Below are 16,839 nucleotides of genomic sequence, written 5' to 3'. Positions count from 1 at the left end.
CCCTTTAGTGGCTGGCCGCGGTGGCGCCCATTTCGTTGACCTGCTGGAAGGTGCTGAAGCGCTCCAGGGCGAACGGCTTGATCAGCTCCGGCACGCGGCCGCCGCTGGCCACCAGTTCGGCCATGGTCTTGCCGCAGATCGGCGTCGCCTTGAAGCCCCAGGTGCCCCAGCCGGCATCGAGGTAATAGTTCTGCACCGGCGACAGGCCCATGATCGGGCTGTAGTCCGGGGTCATGTCGGTGATCCCGGCCCACTGCCGCATCAACTTGGCGTTGGCCATGAACGGGAACATCTCGATGGCGTGGGCCAGCAGGCTTTCCTTGAGGTCCAGGGTCGAGCGGGTGTTGTACAGCGGGTACGGATCGGAGCCGCCGCCGAAGACGATCTCGCCACGGCTGGTCTGTTGCACGTAGCAGTGCAGGGCGGACGAACTCACCAGCGGGTCGAGGAACGGCTTGAACGGCTGGGTGACCATGGCCTGCAACGGGTAGGTGTGGATCGGCGCGCGAATCCCGGCCTTCTGCAGCATCAGCGAGCTGGCGCCGGCGATGGCTTGCACGGCGCAGCCGCACTTCACGGTGCCGCGGTTGGTCTTCACTGCGGTGATGCGGCCGTGCTCGATGACCAGGTCCTGCACTTCGGTGAGCTGGTGGATTTCCACCCCGCGCTTGGCCGCCTGCTTGGCGTAGCCCCAGGCCACGGCGTCGTGGCGCGCGGTAGCGCCGTCGATGTGCCAGAGCCCGGCGATGACCGGCAGGTGGCCGGGGTCGAGGTTGAGGGTCGGCACCAGTTCGCGGATCTGCTGGCGGTCGAGCATCTCGGTGCGGCCACCGAAGTGCTTGTTCACTTCGGCGCGCTGGCGGAAGGCGCGTACCGTGGCGTCGGTGTGGGCCAGGGTGAGCTGGCCGCGCTCGGAATACATGATGTTGAAGTCGAACTCGTTGGAGAGCTCCTGGAACATCTTCACCGACTCAATGTAGAAGCGCACGCCTTCGCTGGTCAGGTAGTTGGAGCGGATCACCGCGGTGTTGCGTGCGGTATTGCCGCCGCCGAGGTAGGACTTTTCCAGCACCGCGACATTGGTGATGCCGTGGTACTTCGCCAGGTAATAGGCGATCGCCAGACCATGGCCGCCAGCACCGATGATGACCACGTCGTAGGAGGCTTTCAGCTCGGTCGGTGGCGGCAGATCGACTTCTGCCGGGTACTCGGAGCTCAGGCCGTATTTCAGGAGATTGAAGGGCATGCGGCCTCCGGATGCTCAGCGAAAGTGACCGACGTCAGCTGTTGCAGGCGGGCGGCGGTCAGGGTGTTTTTCATCAGGAAGGCGATGGTCATCGGGCCGACGCCACCGGGCACGGGAGTGATGGCCGAGACCGTGGACAGGGCGCTGTCGAAATCGACATCGCCCACCAGCCGCGAGCGCTCGTTTTCGGTGATGCGGTTGATGCCCACATCGATCACCACTGCGCCGGGCTTGAGCCAGTCGGCGTCCACCAGGCGCGGGCGGCCGACGGCGGCGACGACGATGTCGGCCTGGCGGCAAAGCTCTTTGAGGTTGGCGCTGCGCGAGTGGACCACGGTCACCGTGCAGTGCGCCTTGAGCAGCAGCGCGGCCATCGGCTTGCCGACGATATTGGAGCGACCGATTACCACCGCATGCTGGCCGGCAAGGTCGCCGCAGGTGTCCTGCAGCAAGCGCATGCAGCCAGCGGGGGTGCAGGGCGTGAGCACGTCGCGGCCCTGGCTGAGGCCGCCGACGTTCTCGGCGTGAAAACCGTCGACGTCCTTCAGCGGGTCGATGGCCTGCAGCACGCGGGTTTCATCGATATGCCCCGGCAGCGGCAACTGCACGAGGATGCCGTGCACGTCGCGGTCGGCATTCAACTGCGCAATCAGCGCCAGCAGCGCGGACTCAGCGGTGTCCGCCGGCAGCTTGTGTTCCAGCGAACGAATGCCGCATTCCTCGGCGCGTAGCACCTTGTTGCGCACATAGACCTGACTGGCCGGATCCTGGCCGACCAGCACCACCGCCAGCGCGGGGGCGATACCTTCGGCGTTCAGCGCCTGCACCTGGCTTTTCACCTCGGCGAGGACGCGGGCGGCGGCGGCTTTGCCGTCGATGATTTTGGGGGATATGTGCGTGTTCACCGGAAGATCACCGTGCGGTCGTCGTTGAGGAAGACCCGGTGCTCCAGGTGGTATTTCACCGCCTTGGACAGGGCCACGGTTTCGGTATCACGGCCTACGTTGACCAGGTCGTCGGACAGGTAGCTGTGGTCCACGCGCTGCACTTCCTGCTCGATGATCGGGCCTTCGTCGAGGTCGGACGTCACGTAGTGCGCGGTGGCGCCGATCAGCTTCACGCCGCGGGCGTAGGCCTGGTGGTACGGCTTGGCGCCCTTGAAGCCGGGCAGGAACGAGTGGTGGATGTTGATGGCGCGGCCGGCAAGCTGTTTGCACAGGTCATCGGAGAGGATCTGCATGTAGCGGGCGAGCACCACCAGTTCGGTGCCGGTTTCTTCGACGATCTGCAGCAGCGCCGCTTCCTGTTGCGACTTGGTGTCCCGGGTCACTGGCAGGTAGATGAAGCGGATGCCCTCGCGTTCGGCCATGGGGCGCAGGTCGAGGTGGTTGGAGACGATGGCGGTGATCTGCATGTCCATCTCGCCCTTGTGGTGGCGGTAGAGCAGGTCGGCGAGGCAGTGGTCGTATTTGCTGACCATCAGCAGCACGCGCATCGGTTGTGAACTGCCGTGCAGGCTCCACTGCATGTCGAGGCGCTGGGCCACCGGGTCGAAACCTTGCTCGACCTCGTCGATGTCGCCTTCGTAGTGATCGTTGAAACGGAACACCGCACGCATGAAGAAACGTCCGCTGGTCTCGTCGTCGAACTGCGACATTTCGCTGATGTAGCAGCCTTTTTCCGCCAGGTAAGTGGTGACCGCCGCGACGATGCCGGACGTGGCCGGACAACTGATCTTGAGGATGTAGTGGCTGGTGGCGTGTTGCATTTCAGGTCCTCGGGTGGAGTGGCGGCAGCTCTCGCAAGGCGGAAATTTCAGCGGTGAAGCGACGTTTTATCGGTGAAGATTATTTATTGGTGGGAATAAAATATTCCTTTTGCGCTTTTATAGGCGAAAGGAAGGTGCAGGTCTAGCCTGTGGGGAAAATTTTTATCTTGGGAGGAAACTTACTGGCTGGGGATCAGGTTGTTCTGTAGGGCCTCATCGCTGGCAAGCCAGCTCCCACAAGGTCTGTGGGAGCTGGCTTGCCAGCGATGAGGCCTTCAACACCACCACAAGACCTCAGTCGTTGCCGTAGTTCATCACCGACAACAACCGAATCGGCACCTGCACCAGCTTCTCCGGCCCATGCGGCACATCACCATCGAAGGTCAGGCTGTCGCCGGCCTGCATGTGATAGAGCTGGTTGCCATGCCGGTACACCAGCTCACCTTCCAGCAGGTGCAGGAACTCGGTGCCGGGGTGGGCGAAGGTGGGGAACTCTTCGCTGGCGTCATCCATGCTCACCATGTACGCCTCGAAATTCTTCTTCGGCCCACGGGTGTGGTTGAGCAGGTGATAGGTGTGGCCTTTCTCGGTGCCGCGGCGCACCACTTCCATGCCTTCGCCGGCCTTGACCAGGATGGCGTTGCCGTCCGGCTGGTCATATTGGCTGAACAACTTCGACATCGGCATGCCCAGCACGTCGCACAGGCGGCTGAGGATATCCAGGCTGGTGGACACCTGAGCGTTCTCGATCTTGCTCAGCATGCCCTGGCTGATCCCGGCGATGCGCGCCACATCGGCCAGTTTCAACTCCTGGGCCTGGCGCTCGCGGCGGATCTGCATGCCCAGGTACTGCTCCAGGCGAAGGCGAGGCGGGGTCTCGGTATTCACGGTCGGTCAATCCTGCTTGTTTTCGGTTCAGGAAACTTAAATTCGCACTGAGAAAGTGCAAAAAACAATCCGGCGCCTGGTTCGGGCGCCGGGACTTTCCTCGGGTGAAAGAGAGTTTCCCATATAAACAGCAGACCGGTGCAACGCCGGGGCCATTTCTTCCGGTCGCTGAAAAACTGGCAAGCGCATTGCATTCCTGTAGGGAAACTAACTTTCCTGATTGGAATTCACATGATCACAGCCAGCTTCCCACCGCGGGTTTCGCTTCTTCGGGCACAGGTGCTGGCGCGTTCCGTCCTTGTTCGCCTGCCTTCTATCGAACGCCTTGCCCTTTTCCAGGAGTGAAGAATCATGTTGCCAGTTGAAACGCAGCGCATCATCGAACAGCACGGCATCAAGTACGTGCTGGCCCAGTTCGTCGATATCCATGGCGCCGCGAAGACCAAATCCGTCCCGGTCAACGGGCTCAAGGCGGTGGCCGAGGACGGTGCCGGGTTCGCCGGTTTCGCGATCTGCGGCATGGGCATGGAACCCCACGGCCCGGACTTCATGGCCCGGGGTGATCTGTCCACGCTGGTGCCGGTGCCGTGGCAGCCGGGCTACGGTCGGATCGTCTGCATCGGTCACGTCAATGGCCAGCCCTGGCCCTACGACACTCGCTACGTGCTGCAACAGCAGGTGCAGCGCCTGGCCGACAAGGGCTGGACCCTCAACACCGGCCTGGAACCGGAATTCAGCCTGTTCCGCCGTGACGCGGGCGGCAAGCTGCAACTGGTGGACGTCTCCGACAACCTCGACAAGCCTTGCTACGACTACAAGGGCCTGTCGCGTTCCCGTGAATTCCTCGAACGTCTGACCGAAGCGCTGCAGCCGGTGGGCTTCGAGATCTATCAGATCGACCACGAAGACGCCAACGGCCAGTTCGAGATCAATTACACCTACAGCGACGCCATGGAGTCGGCGGACCGCTTCACCTTCTTCCGCATGGCCGCCGGCGAGATCGCCAACGACATGGGCATGATCTGCTCGTTCATGCCCAAGCCCGACCCGAAGCGCGCCGGCAACGGCATGCACTTCCACCTGTCGATCGCCAGCGCGACCAACAAGAACCTGTTCCACGACCCGAGCGATCCGAGTGGCATGGGCCTGTCGAAAATGGCCTATCACTTCGCCGCCGGCCTGCTGGCCCACGGTCCGGCGCTGTGCGCCTTCGCCGCGCCGACGGTGAACTCCTACAAGCGCCTGGTCGTCGGCCGCTCGCTGTCTGGCTCGACCTGGGCCCCGGCGTTCATCGCCTTCGGCTCCAACAACCGTTCGGCGATGGTTCGCGTGCCGTATGGCCGCCTCGAATTCCGCCTGCCGGATGCCGGCTGCAACCCGTACCTGGTGACCGCCGCGATCATCGCCGCCGGCCTCGACGGCATCGAGCGTCAGTTGGAACCGGACTTCGTGTGCAACGAGAACCTCTACAACCTCAGCCTCGAAGAAATCGCCGCCCGCGGCATCAAGACCCTGCCGCAATCGCTCAAGGAAGCCACCGACGCTCTGGCCGCCAACCCGCTGTTCCGCGAGGTGCTGGGCCCGGAGATCGTCGACGAATTCATCCGCCAGAAGCGCATGGAATGGGTGGAGTACAGCCGCCACGTCTCTGACTGGGAGATCCAGCGTTACACCGAATTCTTTTGAAGCTGCAAGTTTCAAGCTGCGAGCTGCAAGAAAGGGCAGTTTGCGGCGCACACCTTATTCCCGTTCTACACGGACAACTTGCAGCTTGCCGCTTGTCGCTTGCTGCCGAACAAAGTGAGGCGCTTATGTGCGGAATCGTAGGTCTTTACCTGAAGAAGCCCGAGCTTGAAGGCCAGCTCGGCAAACTGTTCGAACCCATGCTCGAAGCCATGACCGACCGCGGCCCGGACAGTGCCGGCTTCGCCATCTACGGTGATGAAGTCGCCGACGGCTGGGTGAAGCTGACCCTCCAGGCCACTGATCTCGGCTACGACTGGAAACACCTGATGGGCGAGCTGGAAGGCCGCCTCGGCTGCTCGCTGGACTGGTTCCAGAACGCCAGCGCCGCTGTGCTCAAGGCCCACAGCGCAGAGGAGCCGGTACGCGCGGCCCTCGCTGAGCTGGCCCCGGACGTGCGCATCATGAGCGCCGGCCAGAGCATCGAAATCCTCAAGGGCATGGGCCTGCCGCGGGAAATCTCCGAGCGCTTCGGCCTCAAAGGGATGAAAGGCAGCCACATCATCGGCCACACCCGCATGGCTACCGAAAGCGCCGTGACCATGGAAGGCAGCCACCCGTTCTCCACCGGCGCCGACCTGTGTCTGGTGCACAACGGCTCGCTGTCCAATCATTTCCGCCTGCGCCAGGAACTCAAGCGCGAAGGCATCACCTTCGAAACCGACAACGACACCGAAGTGGCCGCCGGCTACCTGACCTGGCGCCTGCGTCAGGGCGACAGCCTGAAAGAGGCGCTGGATAAATCCCTGGAAGACCTGGACGGCTTCTTCACCTTCGCCATCGGCACCCGCAACGGCTTTGCCGTGATCCGCGACCCGATCGCCTGCAAGCCGGCGATCCTCGCCGAGACCGAGGATTACGTCGCCATGGCCTCCGAATACCAGGCGCTGGCCAGCCTGCCGGGCATCGACAAGGCGAAAGTCTGGGAGCCCGAACCCGCCACCATGTACATCTGGGAACGTGCCTGAGGAGCCCCGCACATGAAAACCATCGACCTTTCCAGCGCCACGGTGCGTGAACTGAACCAGACCCTGCACGGCGACGTGCAAGACCGCGAGTGGCTGGTCAGCCACCCGGACGGCAAGCACAACCTGGCGGTGGGCCTGAATCAGGCCGTGAGCATCGATATCCAGGGCCACGCCGGTTATTACTGCGCCGGCATGAACCAGAAAGCCTGCATCACCGTGCATGGCAACGTCGGTGTCGGCGTTGCGGAGAACATGATGTCCGGCTCGGTACGGGTCAAAGGCAGCGCCTCCCAGGCCGCCGGCGCCACCGCCCATGGCGGGCTGCTGGTGATCGAGGGCGATGCCGGCGCACGCTGCGGGATTTCCATGAAGGGTGTCGACATCGTGGTCGGCGGCAGCATCGGCCACATGAGCTGCTTCATGGCCCAGGCCGGGCGCCTGGTGGTGTGCGGTGATGCCGGCGACGCGCTTGGCGATTCGCTTTACGAGACGCGCATCTACGTAAAGGGCACGGTCAAGTCGCTGGGCTCGGACTGCATCGAGAAAGAGATGCGCGCCGAGCACCTGAGCGAACTGGCAGAACTGCTCAACCGCGCCGGCTTCGCCGAAGACCCGGCCAGCTTCAAGCGCTACGGCTCGGCGCGTGAGCTGTACAACTTCAAAGTCGATAACGCATCCGCCTACTGATCCGCGGCAAGGAGTATTCCCATGAGCGAAAAAAACACCCCTGTGCTGCGCGAGTCCGCGACCTTCGACCGCCTGACCATCCAGGAAATCCAGCGCGCCGCCGAGACCGGCATCTATGACATCCGCGGTGGCGGCACCAAGCGCAAGCTGCCGCACTTCGACGACCTGCTGCTGCTCGGCGCCTCGGTGTCGCGTTATCCGCTGGAAGGCTACCGCGAGAAATGCGGCACCGACGTCGTGCTCGGCACCCGCTTCGCGAAGAAACCGATCCACCTGAAAATCCCGGTGACCATCGCCGGCATGAGCTTCGGCGCGCTGTCGGCCAATGCCAAGGAAGCCCTGGGTCGTGGCGCCACCATCGCCGGCACCAGCACCACCACCGGTGACGGCGGCATGACCCCGGAAGAGCGCGGCCAGTCGCAGCACCTGGTTTATCAATATTTGCCGTCGCGCTATGGCATGAACCCGGATGACCTGCGCAAGGCCGACGCCATCGAAATCGTTCTTGGCCAGGGCGCCAAGCCGGGCGGCGGCGGCATGCTGCTGGGGATGAAAGTCACCGAGCGTGTGGCCGGCATGCGTACCTTGCCGATCGGCGTCGATCAGCGCAGCGCCTGCCGTCATCCGGACTGGACCGGCCCGGACGACCTGGCGATCAAGATCGCCGAACTGCGGGAAATCACCGACTGGGAAAAACCGATCTACGTGAAGATCGGCGCCAGCCGCCCGTACTACGACGTCAAGCTGGCGGTGAAGGCCGGTGCTGATGTGATCGTCCTCGACGGCATGCAAGGCGGCACCGCAGCGACTCAGGAAGTGTTTATCGAACACGTCGGCATTCCGATTCTTCCGGCCATTCCGCAGGCGGTCCAGGCGCTGCAGGAGATGGGCATGCACCGCAAGGTTCAGTTGATCGTCTCCGGCGGTATCCGCAATGGCGCCGACGTGGCCAAGGCCATGGCCCTGGGCGCGGATGCGGTGGCGATTGGCACTGCGGCGCTGGTGGCGCTGGGCGACAACCATCCGCGGCTGGATGAAGAACTGAAGAAAATCGGTTCGGCGGCGGGTTACTACGACGACTGGCAGAACGGCCGCGACCCGGCAGGCATCACCACCCAGGACCCGGAACTGTCCAAGCGTCTTGATCCGGTGGAGGCGGGGCGTCGTTTGGCGAATTACCTGCGGGTGCTGGTGCTGGAGGCGCAGACCATGGCGCGGGCGTGCGGCAAGTCGCACCTGCACAACCTTGATCCCGAGGATCTGGTGGCGCTGACGGTGGAAGCGGCGGCGATGGCGCGGGTGCCGTTGGCGGGGACCAACTGGGTGCCGGGGCAGCAGCAATATTGAGGCTGGTTTAGGTCCGCAGGTCGCGACGGTTCGACGCTATCGCGCCGAACCGTTGCGAAGGATCACTGCTCCGGCGGCATCGGCAACAACAGCCGCGCCGTCACCGGTAAATGATCGGAGATCTCCAACGTGTCCTGCTGCAACACCTGCGCACTCACCCGCCGCAGTTTCGGGCTGTGGAGCAGGTAATCCAGCGTCCGGTCCGGCCCGTCCAGTTGCGGGTCATTGGGGAAGTGGGTCAGCCATGCCGAACGCTCGGCGCCGGTGGCTTCGGCATTGCCGGGGATCATCGGGTATTTGTCCCACAGCACATGCAGTTCACTGTCCGCCGAATAGAACTGGCGCTGTTCCGGCTTCAATCGCCGGTACTGCCCCAGCGGCAGCAGATTGAAATCCCCACCGATCAACCATGGCGTGCCCTGGCGTTCGAACTGGTCGAGCAATCGCTCCAGTTCGGCGATCTGGCGCGCCTGCACATCGCTACCCGGTTCATGCGGCGCCAGTTGGGTGTTGAGCACCGCCAACTGACCGCCCTCGCGCAGCGGCAGGTAACTCACCAGCACCGCCTGTTGCGGCTGGAGCAAACGGCTGAGGAGGTTGTCGGACGCCAGCGGCAGCTGGATCCGCTGCGCCTGCTGGATCGGGTAGCGGCTGAGGGTGGCGAGGGTGCGGCCCACGCTGCCGGCGATATGCCAGTCGGGGACGAATTCGGCTTTCCACTGGTACGCCTGGACGGCGCAGGGGTAGAGGTCGGCGAGGCGTTCGCGCAACAGCGCCAACTGGTCCTGGTAGTCGCTGGCCTTGGCGTTGTTGTCCAGCTCCTGGAGCAGGACGATGTCCGGCTGCTCGGCGCGGATCACCCGCGCCACTTCATCGAGGTTGACGGCCAGGTCCTGTTCGGTAGGACGGCGGTCGCTGCCCTTGGCCTCGTCATACCAGAACACATAGCGCTTGCCCGCCAGGTACTGCACGTTCCAGCTCATCACCTTGAGCTGCTGACCCGGCGCCAGCGGCTTGGCCGGAGCGGTGCAAGCCACCGGCAGCGCTTCTTCCGGCTCCGGTCGCCAACTCGCCTGCCAGGCCAGCAGCCATAGCAGGACGGCAATCAACAGCAGTATCAGCAGGGTGTTGCGCAGTAGTCGGGTCATCGGGCTCGGCAAGGTCGGGAGTGACGATTGAGCATAGCCCCGGGGCTCAGGAACGCGCCGGGGTGGACTCGCTTATCAGCATGAACAGACGGAACAGCACCACCGTGCTGAACAGTTGCACGAAGCTGTTGACCACATTCACCAACAGCTCCAGCACCGGGCTGACCTGCTCGGGCAGCAGCGCCAGGGTGAGGCCGTTGAACAGCCACAGCGGCGCCATGACCCCGAGCATGCACACCAGAATCCGCCAGAAGTGGCCGTTGACCATCTGGAAGCTCTCGCGCATGGCGGCGATCGGCGCGCGGCCTTGCAACACCAGCAGGTACTCGGCGAACACCAGGTTGGTCATCACCCAGATGCCGGGCAGGATGAACAGCGAGATGCCCGCCATGATCAGCAGCGAGCTGAGCAGCACCAGCAGGGCGAAAGACGGCCACAACTGCAGGGCGCGGGCCAGCAGGTTGCGCTTGAGCGGCTCGTGGCCGTCACTGCGGGCGTCGAGGTAAAGGATCAGGGCGCCGCTGTACAGCGGGTAGAACAGCAACCCCACCAACAGGCCGTAGGCCGGCGAGGCGTCATCGCCCAACTGGCCGTAGAGCAGTTGAGTGCACAGCGCCTCGATGATCACCAGCGGCAGGCACAGGCCGGCGATGCTGATCAGGTGGCGGCGGAAGAAATACAGCGAGTCACGCAAAACACTGAGCGGATTCATGGGTCGTTTTCGAAGTCCAAAGCAAGCGGCCACTTTAGCGCAGGGGCCGAATCTGAACAAAGTTTCATGCCGGTGTCGCATTGAATTGGCGATGCTTGTCTTCATGTTCACTGCAACCGTACTAGAGAGGTCGCGTCATGAATCACGAAGAACAAACCCTGATCGATGGTCTGTTCGCCAGGCTGCGTCAGGCCGAGGCCGAAGGCGCACCGCGGGATGCCCAGGCACAGGCCCATATCGCGGGCCTTGTTCAGCAATACGCCGCCGCGCCGTACTACATGGCTCAGGCGATCCTGGTCCAGGAGGCCGCGATCAAGCGCCTCGACGAGCAGAACCGGCAATTGCAGACCGAATTGGCCCAGGCAAAGGCCCAGGCCGCCGCCGCGAGTGCGCCGGCGCAGCAGAGCAGTGGTGGTTTCCTGTCGAGCATCTTCGGTTCCGGTGTCCGTCCGGCGCCGAGCCAGCCGGCGGCTGCGCCGGCTCCATCGAGTGGTGGCGGCTGGCGTGATGGGCCGGGCAGCGGTGGCGGTGCGGCTGCGCAATCCAACTGGGGCGCGCCACCTGCGCCAGCGCCCCAGACGGCTCCGGCCCGCAGTGGTGCCAGCAGCTTCCTCGGCGGCGCGTTGCAGACTGCGGCCGGCGTTGCCGGAGGCGTGATGCTGGCGCAAGGCATCAGCAGCCTGTTCCACCACAATTCGCAGCCGGAAGAGATTGTCGAAGTCATCAAGGAAGAGCCGGCGCCGACCAGTGATCACGGCGGCTGGAATGATGACAACCAGCGCTATACCGCCGATAACGGCAACGACGCGGGCTTCACCGACACCGGTTACAACGACGACGGTGGCGGCTTCTTCTCTGACGACGATTACGTCTGATCGCGAGCAAGCTCGCTCCTACGAGGTACCCGTAGGAGCGAGCTTGCTCGCGATTGCCCTCCAAGGGCGGCATACTGGGCGCCTTTGTTGGCTCAAACCCGGTGTGAAAGGAGGTGGAAGTGAAGAAAATCGCGCTGTTCGTCGATGTCCAGAACCTCTACTACACCGTCCGCCAGGCCTATGGTTGTCATTTCAACTACGCCGCCTTCTGGGCCGACGTCAGCCGTGATGGCGAGATCGTCGAGGCCTTCGCCTACGCCATCGACCGTGGCGACAGCAAGCAGCAGCAATTCCAGCAGATCCTTCGCAACCTCGGTTTCACCGTCAAGCTCAAACCTTATATCCAGCGCAGCGATGGCTCGGCCAAGGGCGACTGGGACGTGGGCATCACCCTGGATGTGGTGGACGCCGCCGCCCGGGTCGATCAGGTGGTGTTGGCGTCCGGCGACGGCGATTTCGACCTGCTGCTGGAGCGCATCATTCAGCGCCATGGCGTCGAGGCCGTGGCCTACGGCGTGCCGGGATTGACCGCGAATTCGCTGATCCGCGCCGCCACTCGCTATGTGCCCATCGACGGCGCGCTTTTGCTCAAGCATTGAGGTTTTTTCGTGGAACGTATCGCTGTCATCGACTTTGAAACCACCGGCATCACCCCCGGTGCGAGCTGCCGCGCCACCGAGGTGGCGGTGGTCATGCTGGAGCAGGGGCGCATCGTCGAGCGCTACCAGAGCCTGATGAATGCCGGCGTGCCGGTGCCGGCCTTCGTTGCCTCGCTGACCGGGATCAACACGGCGATGCTGCGCAGCGCCCCGCCGGTCAATCAGGTGATGAACGAAGTCGCCGAATTCGTCGGCGACACGCCGCTGCTGGCGCACAACGCCGCTTTCGACCAGAAGTTCTGGGACTACGAACTGAGCCGCATCGGTCGTAGCCGCAACCAGTCGTTCGCCTGTTCGCTGTTGTTGTCGCGGCGCCTGCTGCCCGCAGCGCCGAACCACAAGCTCGGCACCCTGACCCGCTGGGCCGGTCTGCCGGACACCGGCACCGCGCACCGGGCCATGGCCGACGCCGAGATGGCCGCCAACCTGCTGCAACATCTGGTCGGCGAGCTACGCCAGACCCACGGTGTGCAGGAGCTGTCTCACTCATTCCTGTGCCGCCTGCAGAAAGTCCCCGCCGCGAAAATCCGCGACGCCTTGAGTAAATACCGCTAAGCCTTTTTCTCCAGTTGCCCCAGCGGCACCCGCCGCTCGACGGCGCTGGAGAGGATGATCGAGGTCTTGCTGAAACCGAACTGCGCCACGCGGTTGATCAGCTCTTCCAGCTCCGGCATCGAGCCCACCGCCGCCTGCATGATCACGCAGGGATCGCCGGTGACCCGGTGGCATTCGGTGAGTTGGGGAATCTGCGTCAGCGCTTCATACGCCTGCTGATTGCCGTGGCTGGCCAGGCGCAGTTCGATCACGCACTGGATCGGCAGGCCGATCTTGCTCATGTCGACCTTGGCCTGATAACCGGTAATCACCCCGCTGGCTTCCAGCTTCGCCACACGCTCGGCCACCGCCGGTGCCGAGAGATTGACCGTGCGCGCCAGTTGGGCGAAAGAGGCGCGGCCGTTTTCCAGAAGGGCGGCGAGAAGCATGCGATCGTACTTGTCCATGGGGTTTGCAAAGGGCCTTGTGGAAACAAAGGGAAACACCTGAAAGATCCGTTTTTTCGAAAGTCCTGGTGCTCGATAAGCGTTTTTTGAAACTTAATTTTGCCGTTGAAGCTTTCTAAACTAACGCCACAACAACTCAAATTCGAGCCCCCCATGCCTGCCTCCCGTCGTTTTCCCTGGTTATTGATCGGTGCGTTCCTTGCCCTCTATCTGGTCTGGGGGTCCACCTACCTGGCCATTCGCATCGGTGTCGAGTCGTGGCCGCCGATGCTGATGGCGGGTGTGCGCTTCGTGGTTGCGGGGGCGCTGCTCTACGGTTTCCTGCGCTGGCGCGGGGTGCCGGCGCCGACCTGGCAACAGTGGAAGGCGGCGGGGATGATCGGTGTGCTTTTGCTCAGTTGCGGCAACGGCGGGGTGACGGTGGCCGAGCACGCGGGCGTCGCTTCCGGCGTCGCGGCGCTGGCGGTGGCCACGGTGCCGCTGTTCACCTTGCTGTTCGGACTGTTCTTCGGGCACCGCAATACCCGTCTGGAATGGGCCGGGATCTTTCTCGGGCTGCTCGGCATTGGCTTGCTCAACCTCGGTTCGAACCTGCAGGCCAGTCCGCTGGGTGCGGCGCTGATCCTGTTCGCGGCGGCGTCCTGGGCGTTCGGCTCGGTGTGGAGCAAGAGCCTGCCGCTGCCCCAAGGTCCGATGGCCAGTGCCGCAGAAATGCTGGTGGGCGGCGTGGCCTTGCTGGCGGCGAGCGCGTTCAGCGGTGAACGCATGACCCAGATGCCCACCGCCGCCGGCTGGGGCGCGCTGGCCTATCTGGTGGTGTTCGGCTCGATCCTGGCCTTCAGCGCCTACATGTACCTGCTCAAGCACGTGCGCCCGGCGGCGGCCACCAGCTACGCCTACGTCAACCCGGCGGTGGCGGTGCTGCTGGGCATCGCCTTTGCCGGCGAGCAGATCGGCGCCGAGGAATGCCTGGCGATGGCGGTGATCATCGGCGCGGTGGTGCTGATCGGCATTCCGCAGTGGCGCAGGGCACCGGTGGTGACGGCGCCGGCCCCCGAAGTGTTGAAGGGCGAGATGTCCGGAACTCGGTGATCCGCGGCCGAACAGGGTAAACTTCGCGCCATTGCACGAATCCCCTGACGGTATTTCCATGACATTCGCCAAACTCGGCCTGATCGAACCGCTGCTGCGCGCCCTCGAAGGCCTGAACTACAACACCCCGACACCGGTTCAGGCCGAGGCCATCCCCGCCGTGCTGGCCGGTCGCGACCTGATGGCCGCGGCCCAGACCGGCACCGGCAAGACCGCCGGTTTTGCCCTGCCGCTGCTGCAGCGCCTGACGATGGAAGGCGCCCAGGTCGCCAGCAACTCGGTCCGCGCCCTGGTGCTGGTGCCAACCCGCGAACTGGCCGAGCAGGTTCACGCCAACATCAGCGAATACGCCGAGCACCTGCCGCTGCGCACCTACGCGGTATACGGCGGCGTCAGCATCAACCCGCAGATGATGAAACTGCGCAAGGGCATCGACTTGCTGGTGGCGACACCCGGCCGCCTGCTCGACCTGTTCCGCCAGAACGCGGTGAAGTTCAACCAGCTCCAGGCGCTGGTGCTGGACGAAGCCGACCGCATGCTTGATCTCGGTTTTGCCGAAGAGCTGCGTTCGATCTACGCCGCGCTGCCGGCCAAGCGCCAGACCCTGCTGTTCTCCGCGACCTTTTCCGACGAAATCCGCCTGATGGCCGGGCAGATGCTCAACGACCCGCTGAGCATCGAAGTCAGCCCGCGCAACGTCGCCGCGAGCACGGTGAAGCAGTGGATCGTGCCTGTGGATAAAAAGCGCAAGACCGAGCTGTTCTGCCACCTGCTACGCAAGCAGCGCTGGAGCCAGGTGCTGGTGTTCGCCAAGACCCGTAATGGTGTGGATCAACTGGTCGAGCGTCTGGTCGGCCTGGGCATCAATGCCGACGGCATCCACGGTGATCGACCGCAGGCAACCCGCCAGCGCGCGCTGGACAGTTTCAAGGCGCGGGAAACCCAGATTCTGGTCGCCACCGACGTCGCGGCGCGGGGCCTGGATATCGATGACCTGCCGCTGGTGGTGAACTTCGATTTGCCGATCGTGGCCGAGGATTACATCCACCGCATTGGTCGCACTGGCCGCAAGGGCAATACCGGCGAAGCGCTTTCTCTGGTCTGCGCTGATGAAGTGCAACTGCTTTCGGCAATCGAAACCCTGACCCGCAAGACCTTGCCGCGTCATATGGAGCCGGATTTCGAGCCGGATCACCGGGTACCGGAGACCGATGCCAGTGGGCAGATCCTGAAAAAGCCGAAGAAACCGAAGAAGCCCAAGCAGAGCGGCGCGAAAGGCAGCCTCGGGCGCTGGACCGACAGCGGCGATGCGCCGGTGCCGGCGAAGACGGTGCGCAAGGTGCCGGCGTTCAATACCGGGCCCAAGAAGCGTAAGCCTTAGTTCGTTCAGGCCTCATCGCGTCTTGCCCGTGATGAGGCCGGAACAATCAATCGAAAATCACCGGTTTTCCAGCCACCCCAGCACACCCAACCCCGCCACCCGCCCACTGGCAAAACACGCCGTCAGCAAATACCCCCCCGTCGGCGCCTCCCAGTCCAGCATCTCGCCGGCACAGAACACCCCCGGCACCTGCTTCAGCATCAAGCCCTGATCCAGTGCTTCGAACTTCACCCCGCCAGCACTGCTGATCGCCTCATCCAGCGGTCGCGGCCGCACGACCACTATGGGCAACGCCTTGATCGCCGCCGCCAGTCGTTGCGGGTCAGCGAACACCTCCGGCCCGGTCAACTCCCGCAGCAGCGCCGCTTTCACGCCGTCCAGGCCTAACTGGCCGTGCAGATGTTTGGCCATGGAGCGCGACCCACGTGGCTTGCTCAGCGCGGCGGCAATTTTATCCACAGGCTTGTTTGGCAGCAGGTCCAGTAGCAGGGTGGCGCTGCCGTCGCGGTTGATGGTCTCGCGGACCTGCGCCGACCAGGCATACACCAGGCTGCCTTCGACGCCGCCTTCGGTCAGCACGAATTCACCCAGGCGTGGCGCCTGGCCGGGCAAGCTGAGGGCGATGTTCTTCAACGGTGCGCCGGCGAATTTCTGTTTCAGCAGGTCGCTCCACGCTGCCACTTCGAAACCGCTGTTGGCCGGCTGCAAAGGCGAGATATCCACACCCCGTTCAGCCAGCAGCGGCAGCCAGGCGCCATCCGAGCCCAGCCGGGCCCAACTGCCGCCGCCGAGGGCGAGGATCACCGCGTCGGGTTTTACCGCCAGTTCGCCCTGTGGATAACCGATCCGCAGCGCGCCATCGTCATTCCAGCCCAGCCAGCGATGGCGGGTGTGGATAACTACGCCGGCGTCGCGCAGGCGCTTGAGCCAGGCGCGTAGCAGGGGCGCGGCTTTCATGTCGCTGGGGAAAACCCGGCCTGAGGTGCCGACGAAGGTGTCGATGCCCAAGCCGTGAATCCAGGCGCGCAGCGCGTCGGCGTCGAAGCCTTGCAGCAGCGCCGCGATATCTTCGCGGCGCTCGGCGTAGCGGGAGATAAAGGCGGGGTAGGGCTCGGAATGGGTGATGTTCATGCCGCCGACGCCGGCCAGGAGAAACTTGCGCCCCACCGAGGGCATGGCGTCGTACAGATCGACCCGAACCCCGGCCAGACTGAGGACTTCCGCCGCCATCAGGCCGGCGGGGCCGCCGCCGATAATGGCAACGTGGGCGGAGGGCGTGGCGGGGGTATCGGTCATGGTGGCGGCAGGCTGGGGATAAAAGAGC

General features: G+C 64.0%; 17 protein-coding genes. 9 read left to right on the top strand and 8 right to left on the bottom strand.

The window, feature by feature from the left end; genetic code table 11:
• Nucleotides 1-4 precede the first annotated feature (4 nt).
• The 4 genes from DM374_RS05795 to DM374_RS05780 all read right to left on the bottom strand — a co-directional run bounded on the left by DM374_RS05795 (nt 5) and on the right by DM374_RS05780 (nt 3,902).
• The gene (locus DM374_RS05795; RefSeq protein WP_110969011.1) at nt 5-1,246 is read right to left on the bottom strand and encodes an FAD-dependent oxidoreductase; all 1,242 of its coding nucleotides are present in this window, start codon (nt 1,244-1,246) and stop codon (nt 5-7) included.
• Nucleotides 1,228-2,139: a bifunctional methylenetetrahydrofolate dehydrogenase/methenyltetrahydrofolate cyclohydrolase FolD gene (gene folD, locus DM374_RS05790; RefSeq protein WP_110969117.1), complete on the bottom strand. Its 912-nt coding sequence runs from the start codon at nt 2,137-2,139 to the stop codon at nt 1,228-1,230. Before folD ends, DM374_RS05795 begins: the two co-directional genes overlap by 19 nt.
• Before the next feature lie 8 nt (nt 2,140-2,147).
• Nucleotides 2,148-3,014 carry a formyltetrahydrofolate deformylase gene (purU, locus tag DM374_RS05785; protein WP_110969010.1) on the bottom strand — a complete coding sequence of 289 codons (867 nt, stop codon included), beginning with the start codon at nt 3,012-3,014 and terminating at the stop codon, nt 2,148-2,150.
• 294 nt (nt 3,015-3,308) lie between these two features.
• Complete coding sequence (locus DM374_RS05780; protein WP_110969009.1) at nt 3,309-3,902, bottom strand: helix-turn-helix domain-containing protein; 594 nt, start codon at nt 3,900-3,902, stop codon at nt 3,309-3,311.
• A 351-nt stretch (nt 3,903-4,253) separates the two neighbouring features.
• On the opposite strand from DM374_RS05780, the gene glnT reads away from it, so the two are divergent.
• The 4 genes from glnT (at nt 4,254) to DM374_RS05760 (ending at nt 8,647) form a co-directional block, all read left to right on the top strand.
• On the top strand, nt 4,254-5,588 hold the full coding sequence (gene glnT / locus DM374_RS05775; protein WP_110969008.1) for a type III glutamate--ammonia ligase: 1,335 nt from the start codon (nt 4,254-4,256) through the stop codon (nt 5,586-5,588).
• A gap of 125 nt (nt 5,589-5,713) precedes the next feature.
• A complete protein-coding gene (locus DM374_RS05770) occupies nt 5,714-6,613 on the top strand; it encodes a class II glutamine amidotransferase (protein ID WP_095159284.1) in 900 nt (299 codons plus the stop codon).
• 12 nt (nt 6,614-6,625) lie between these two features.
• Nucleotides 6,626-7,300 (top strand): GltB/FmdC/FwdC-like GXGXG domain-containing protein, encoded by a 675-nt coding sequence (locus DM374_RS05765; protein WP_110969007.1) that lies wholly within the window; start codon nt 6,626-6,628, stop codon nt 7,298-7,300.
• 21 nt (nt 7,301-7,321) lie between these two features.
• Nucleotides 7,322-8,647, top strand: coding sequence for an FMN-binding glutamate synthase family protein (locus tag DM374_RS05760; RefSeq protein ID WP_110969006.1), 1,326 nt, complete (start codon nt 7,322-7,324; stop codon nt 8,645-8,647).
• 62 nt (nt 8,648-8,709) lie between these two features.
• Here DM374_RS05760 and DM374_RS05755 read toward each other — a convergent pair whose 3' ends face one another.
• Entirely contained in the window at nt 8,710-9,795 is a 1,086-nt protein-coding gene (locus DM374_RS05755; RefSeq protein ID WP_110969005.1) for an endonuclease/exonuclease/phosphatase family protein, read from the bottom strand.
• A 46-nt stretch (nt 9,796-9,841) separates the two neighbouring features.
• Nucleotides 9,842-10,507 carry a hypothetical protein gene (locus DM374_RS05750; protein ID WP_110969004.1) on the bottom strand — a complete coding sequence of 222 codons (666 nt, stop codon included), beginning with the start codon at nt 10,505-10,507 and terminating at the stop codon, nt 9,842-9,844.
• Nucleotides 10,508-10,644: 137 nt separating this feature from the next.
• Here DM374_RS05750 and DM374_RS05745 point away from each other — a divergent pair, with 137 nt between their 5' ends.
• From DM374_RS05745 to DM374_RS05735, 3 genes are all read left to right on the top strand, one after another.
• The gene (locus tag DM374_RS05745) at nt 10,645-11,382 is read left to right on the top strand and encodes a DUF2076 domain-containing protein (protein WP_110969003.1); all 738 of its coding nucleotides are present in this window, start codon (nt 10,645-10,647) and stop codon (nt 11,380-11,382) included.
• A 119-nt stretch (nt 11,383-11,501) separates the two neighbouring features.
• Nucleotides 11,502-11,981, top strand: a complete 480-nt coding sequence (locus DM374_RS05740; RefSeq protein WP_095159278.1) for a LabA-like NYN domain-containing protein — start codon at nt 11,502-11,504, stop codon at nt 11,979-11,981.
• Nucleotides 11,982-11,990: 9 nt separating this feature from the next.
• Entirely contained in the window at nt 11,991-12,596 is a 606-nt protein-coding gene (locus tag DM374_RS05735) for a 3'-5' exonuclease (RefSeq protein WP_110969002.1), read from the top strand.
• Here the strand turns inward: DM374_RS05735 and DM374_RS05730 are convergent.
• Entirely contained in the window at nt 12,593-13,042 is a 450-nt protein-coding gene (locus tag DM374_RS05730; RefSeq protein WP_095159276.1) for an Lrp/AsnC family transcriptional regulator, read from the bottom strand. The two genes, DM374_RS05735 and DM374_RS05730, sit on opposite strands and share 4 nt — an antisense overlap.
• Before the next feature lie 153 nt (nt 13,043-13,195).
• Here DM374_RS05730 and yedA point away from each other — a divergent pair, with 153 nt between their 5' ends.
• A complete protein-coding gene (gene yedA / locus DM374_RS05725) occupies nt 13,196-14,134 on the top strand; it encodes a drug/metabolite exporter YedA (protein ID WP_110969001.1) in 939 nt (312 codons plus the stop codon).
• 58 nt (nt 14,135-14,192) lie between these two features.
• Nucleotides 14,193-15,515 (top strand): DEAD/DEAH box helicase, encoded by a 1,323-nt coding sequence (locus DM374_RS05720; RefSeq protein WP_110969000.1) that lies wholly within the window; start codon nt 14,193-14,195, stop codon nt 15,513-15,515.
• 57 nt (nt 15,516-15,572) lie between these two features.
• Here the strand turns inward: DM374_RS05720 and DM374_RS05715 are convergent, their stop codons facing one another.
• A complete protein-coding gene (locus DM374_RS05715; protein ID WP_110968999.1) occupies nt 15,573-16,811 on the bottom strand; it encodes a TIGR03862 family flavoprotein in 1,239 nt (412 codons plus the stop codon).
• Nucleotides 16,812-16,839 lie beyond the last annotated feature (28 nt).

Origin of the sequence: Pseudomonas huaxiensis, assembly GCF_003231275.1 — a bacterium.
GTDB lineage: Bacteria > Pseudomonadota > Gammaproteobacteria > Pseudomonadales > Pseudomonadaceae > Aquipseudomonas > Aquipseudomonas huaxiensis.
The sequence above is the reverse complement of the archived record's forward strand: the minus strand, read 5'-3'. Positions and strand labels throughout refer to the sequence as shown.

What these genes read in the sequence shown, in the direction of transcription:
- DM374_RS05795 (WP_110969011.1), bottom strand. Translation starts at nt 1,246, where the DNA reads ATGCCCTTCAATCTCCTGAAATACGGCCTGAGCTCCGAGTACCCGGCA.
- purU (WP_110969010.1), bottom strand. Translation starts at nt 3,014, where the DNA reads ATGCAACACGCCACCAGCCACTACATCCTCAAGATCAGTTGTCCGGCC.
- glnT (WP_110969008.1), top strand. Translation starts at nt 4,254, where the DNA reads ATGTTGCCAGTTGAAACGCAGCGCATCATCGAACAGCACGGCATCAAG.
- DM374_RS05770 (WP_095159284.1), top strand. Translation starts at nt 5,714, where the DNA reads ATGTGCGGAATCGTAGGTCTTTACCTGAAGAAGCCCGAGCTTGAAGGC.
- DM374_RS05765 (WP_110969007.1), top strand. Translation starts at nt 6,626, where the DNA reads ATGAAAACCATCGACCTTTCCAGCGCCACGGTGCGTGAACTGAACCAG.
- DM374_RS05760 (WP_110969006.1), top strand. Translation starts at nt 7,322, where the DNA reads ATGAGCGAAAAAAACACCCCTGTGCTGCGCGAGTCCGCGACCTTCGAC.
- DM374_RS05755 (WP_110969005.1), bottom strand. Translation starts at nt 9,795, where the DNA reads ATGACCCGACTACTGCGCAACACCCTGCTGATACTGCTGTTGATTGCC.
- DM374_RS05750 (WP_110969004.1), bottom strand. Translation starts at nt 10,507, where the DNA reads ATGAATCCGCTCAGTGTTTTGCGTGACTCGCTGTATTTCTTCCGCCGC.
- DM374_RS05745 (WP_110969003.1), top strand. Translation starts at nt 10,645, where the DNA reads ATGAATCACGAAGAACAAACCCTGATCGATGGTCTGTTCGCCAGGCTG.
- DM374_RS05730 (WP_095159276.1), bottom strand. Translation starts at nt 13,042, where the DNA reads ATGGACAAGTACGATCGCATGCTTCTCGCCGCCCTTCTGGAAAACGGC.
- yedA (WP_110969001.1), top strand. Translation starts at nt 13,196, where the DNA reads ATGCCTGCCTCCCGTCGTTTTCCCTGGTTATTGATCGGTGCGTTCCTT.
- DM374_RS05720 (WP_110969000.1), top strand. Translation starts at nt 14,193, where the DNA reads ATGACATTCGCCAAACTCGGCCTGATCGAACCGCTGCTGCGCGCCCTC.
- DM374_RS05715 (WP_110968999.1), bottom strand. Translation starts at nt 16,811, where the DNA reads ATGACCGATACCCCCGCCACGCCCTCCGCCCACGTTGCCATTATCGGC.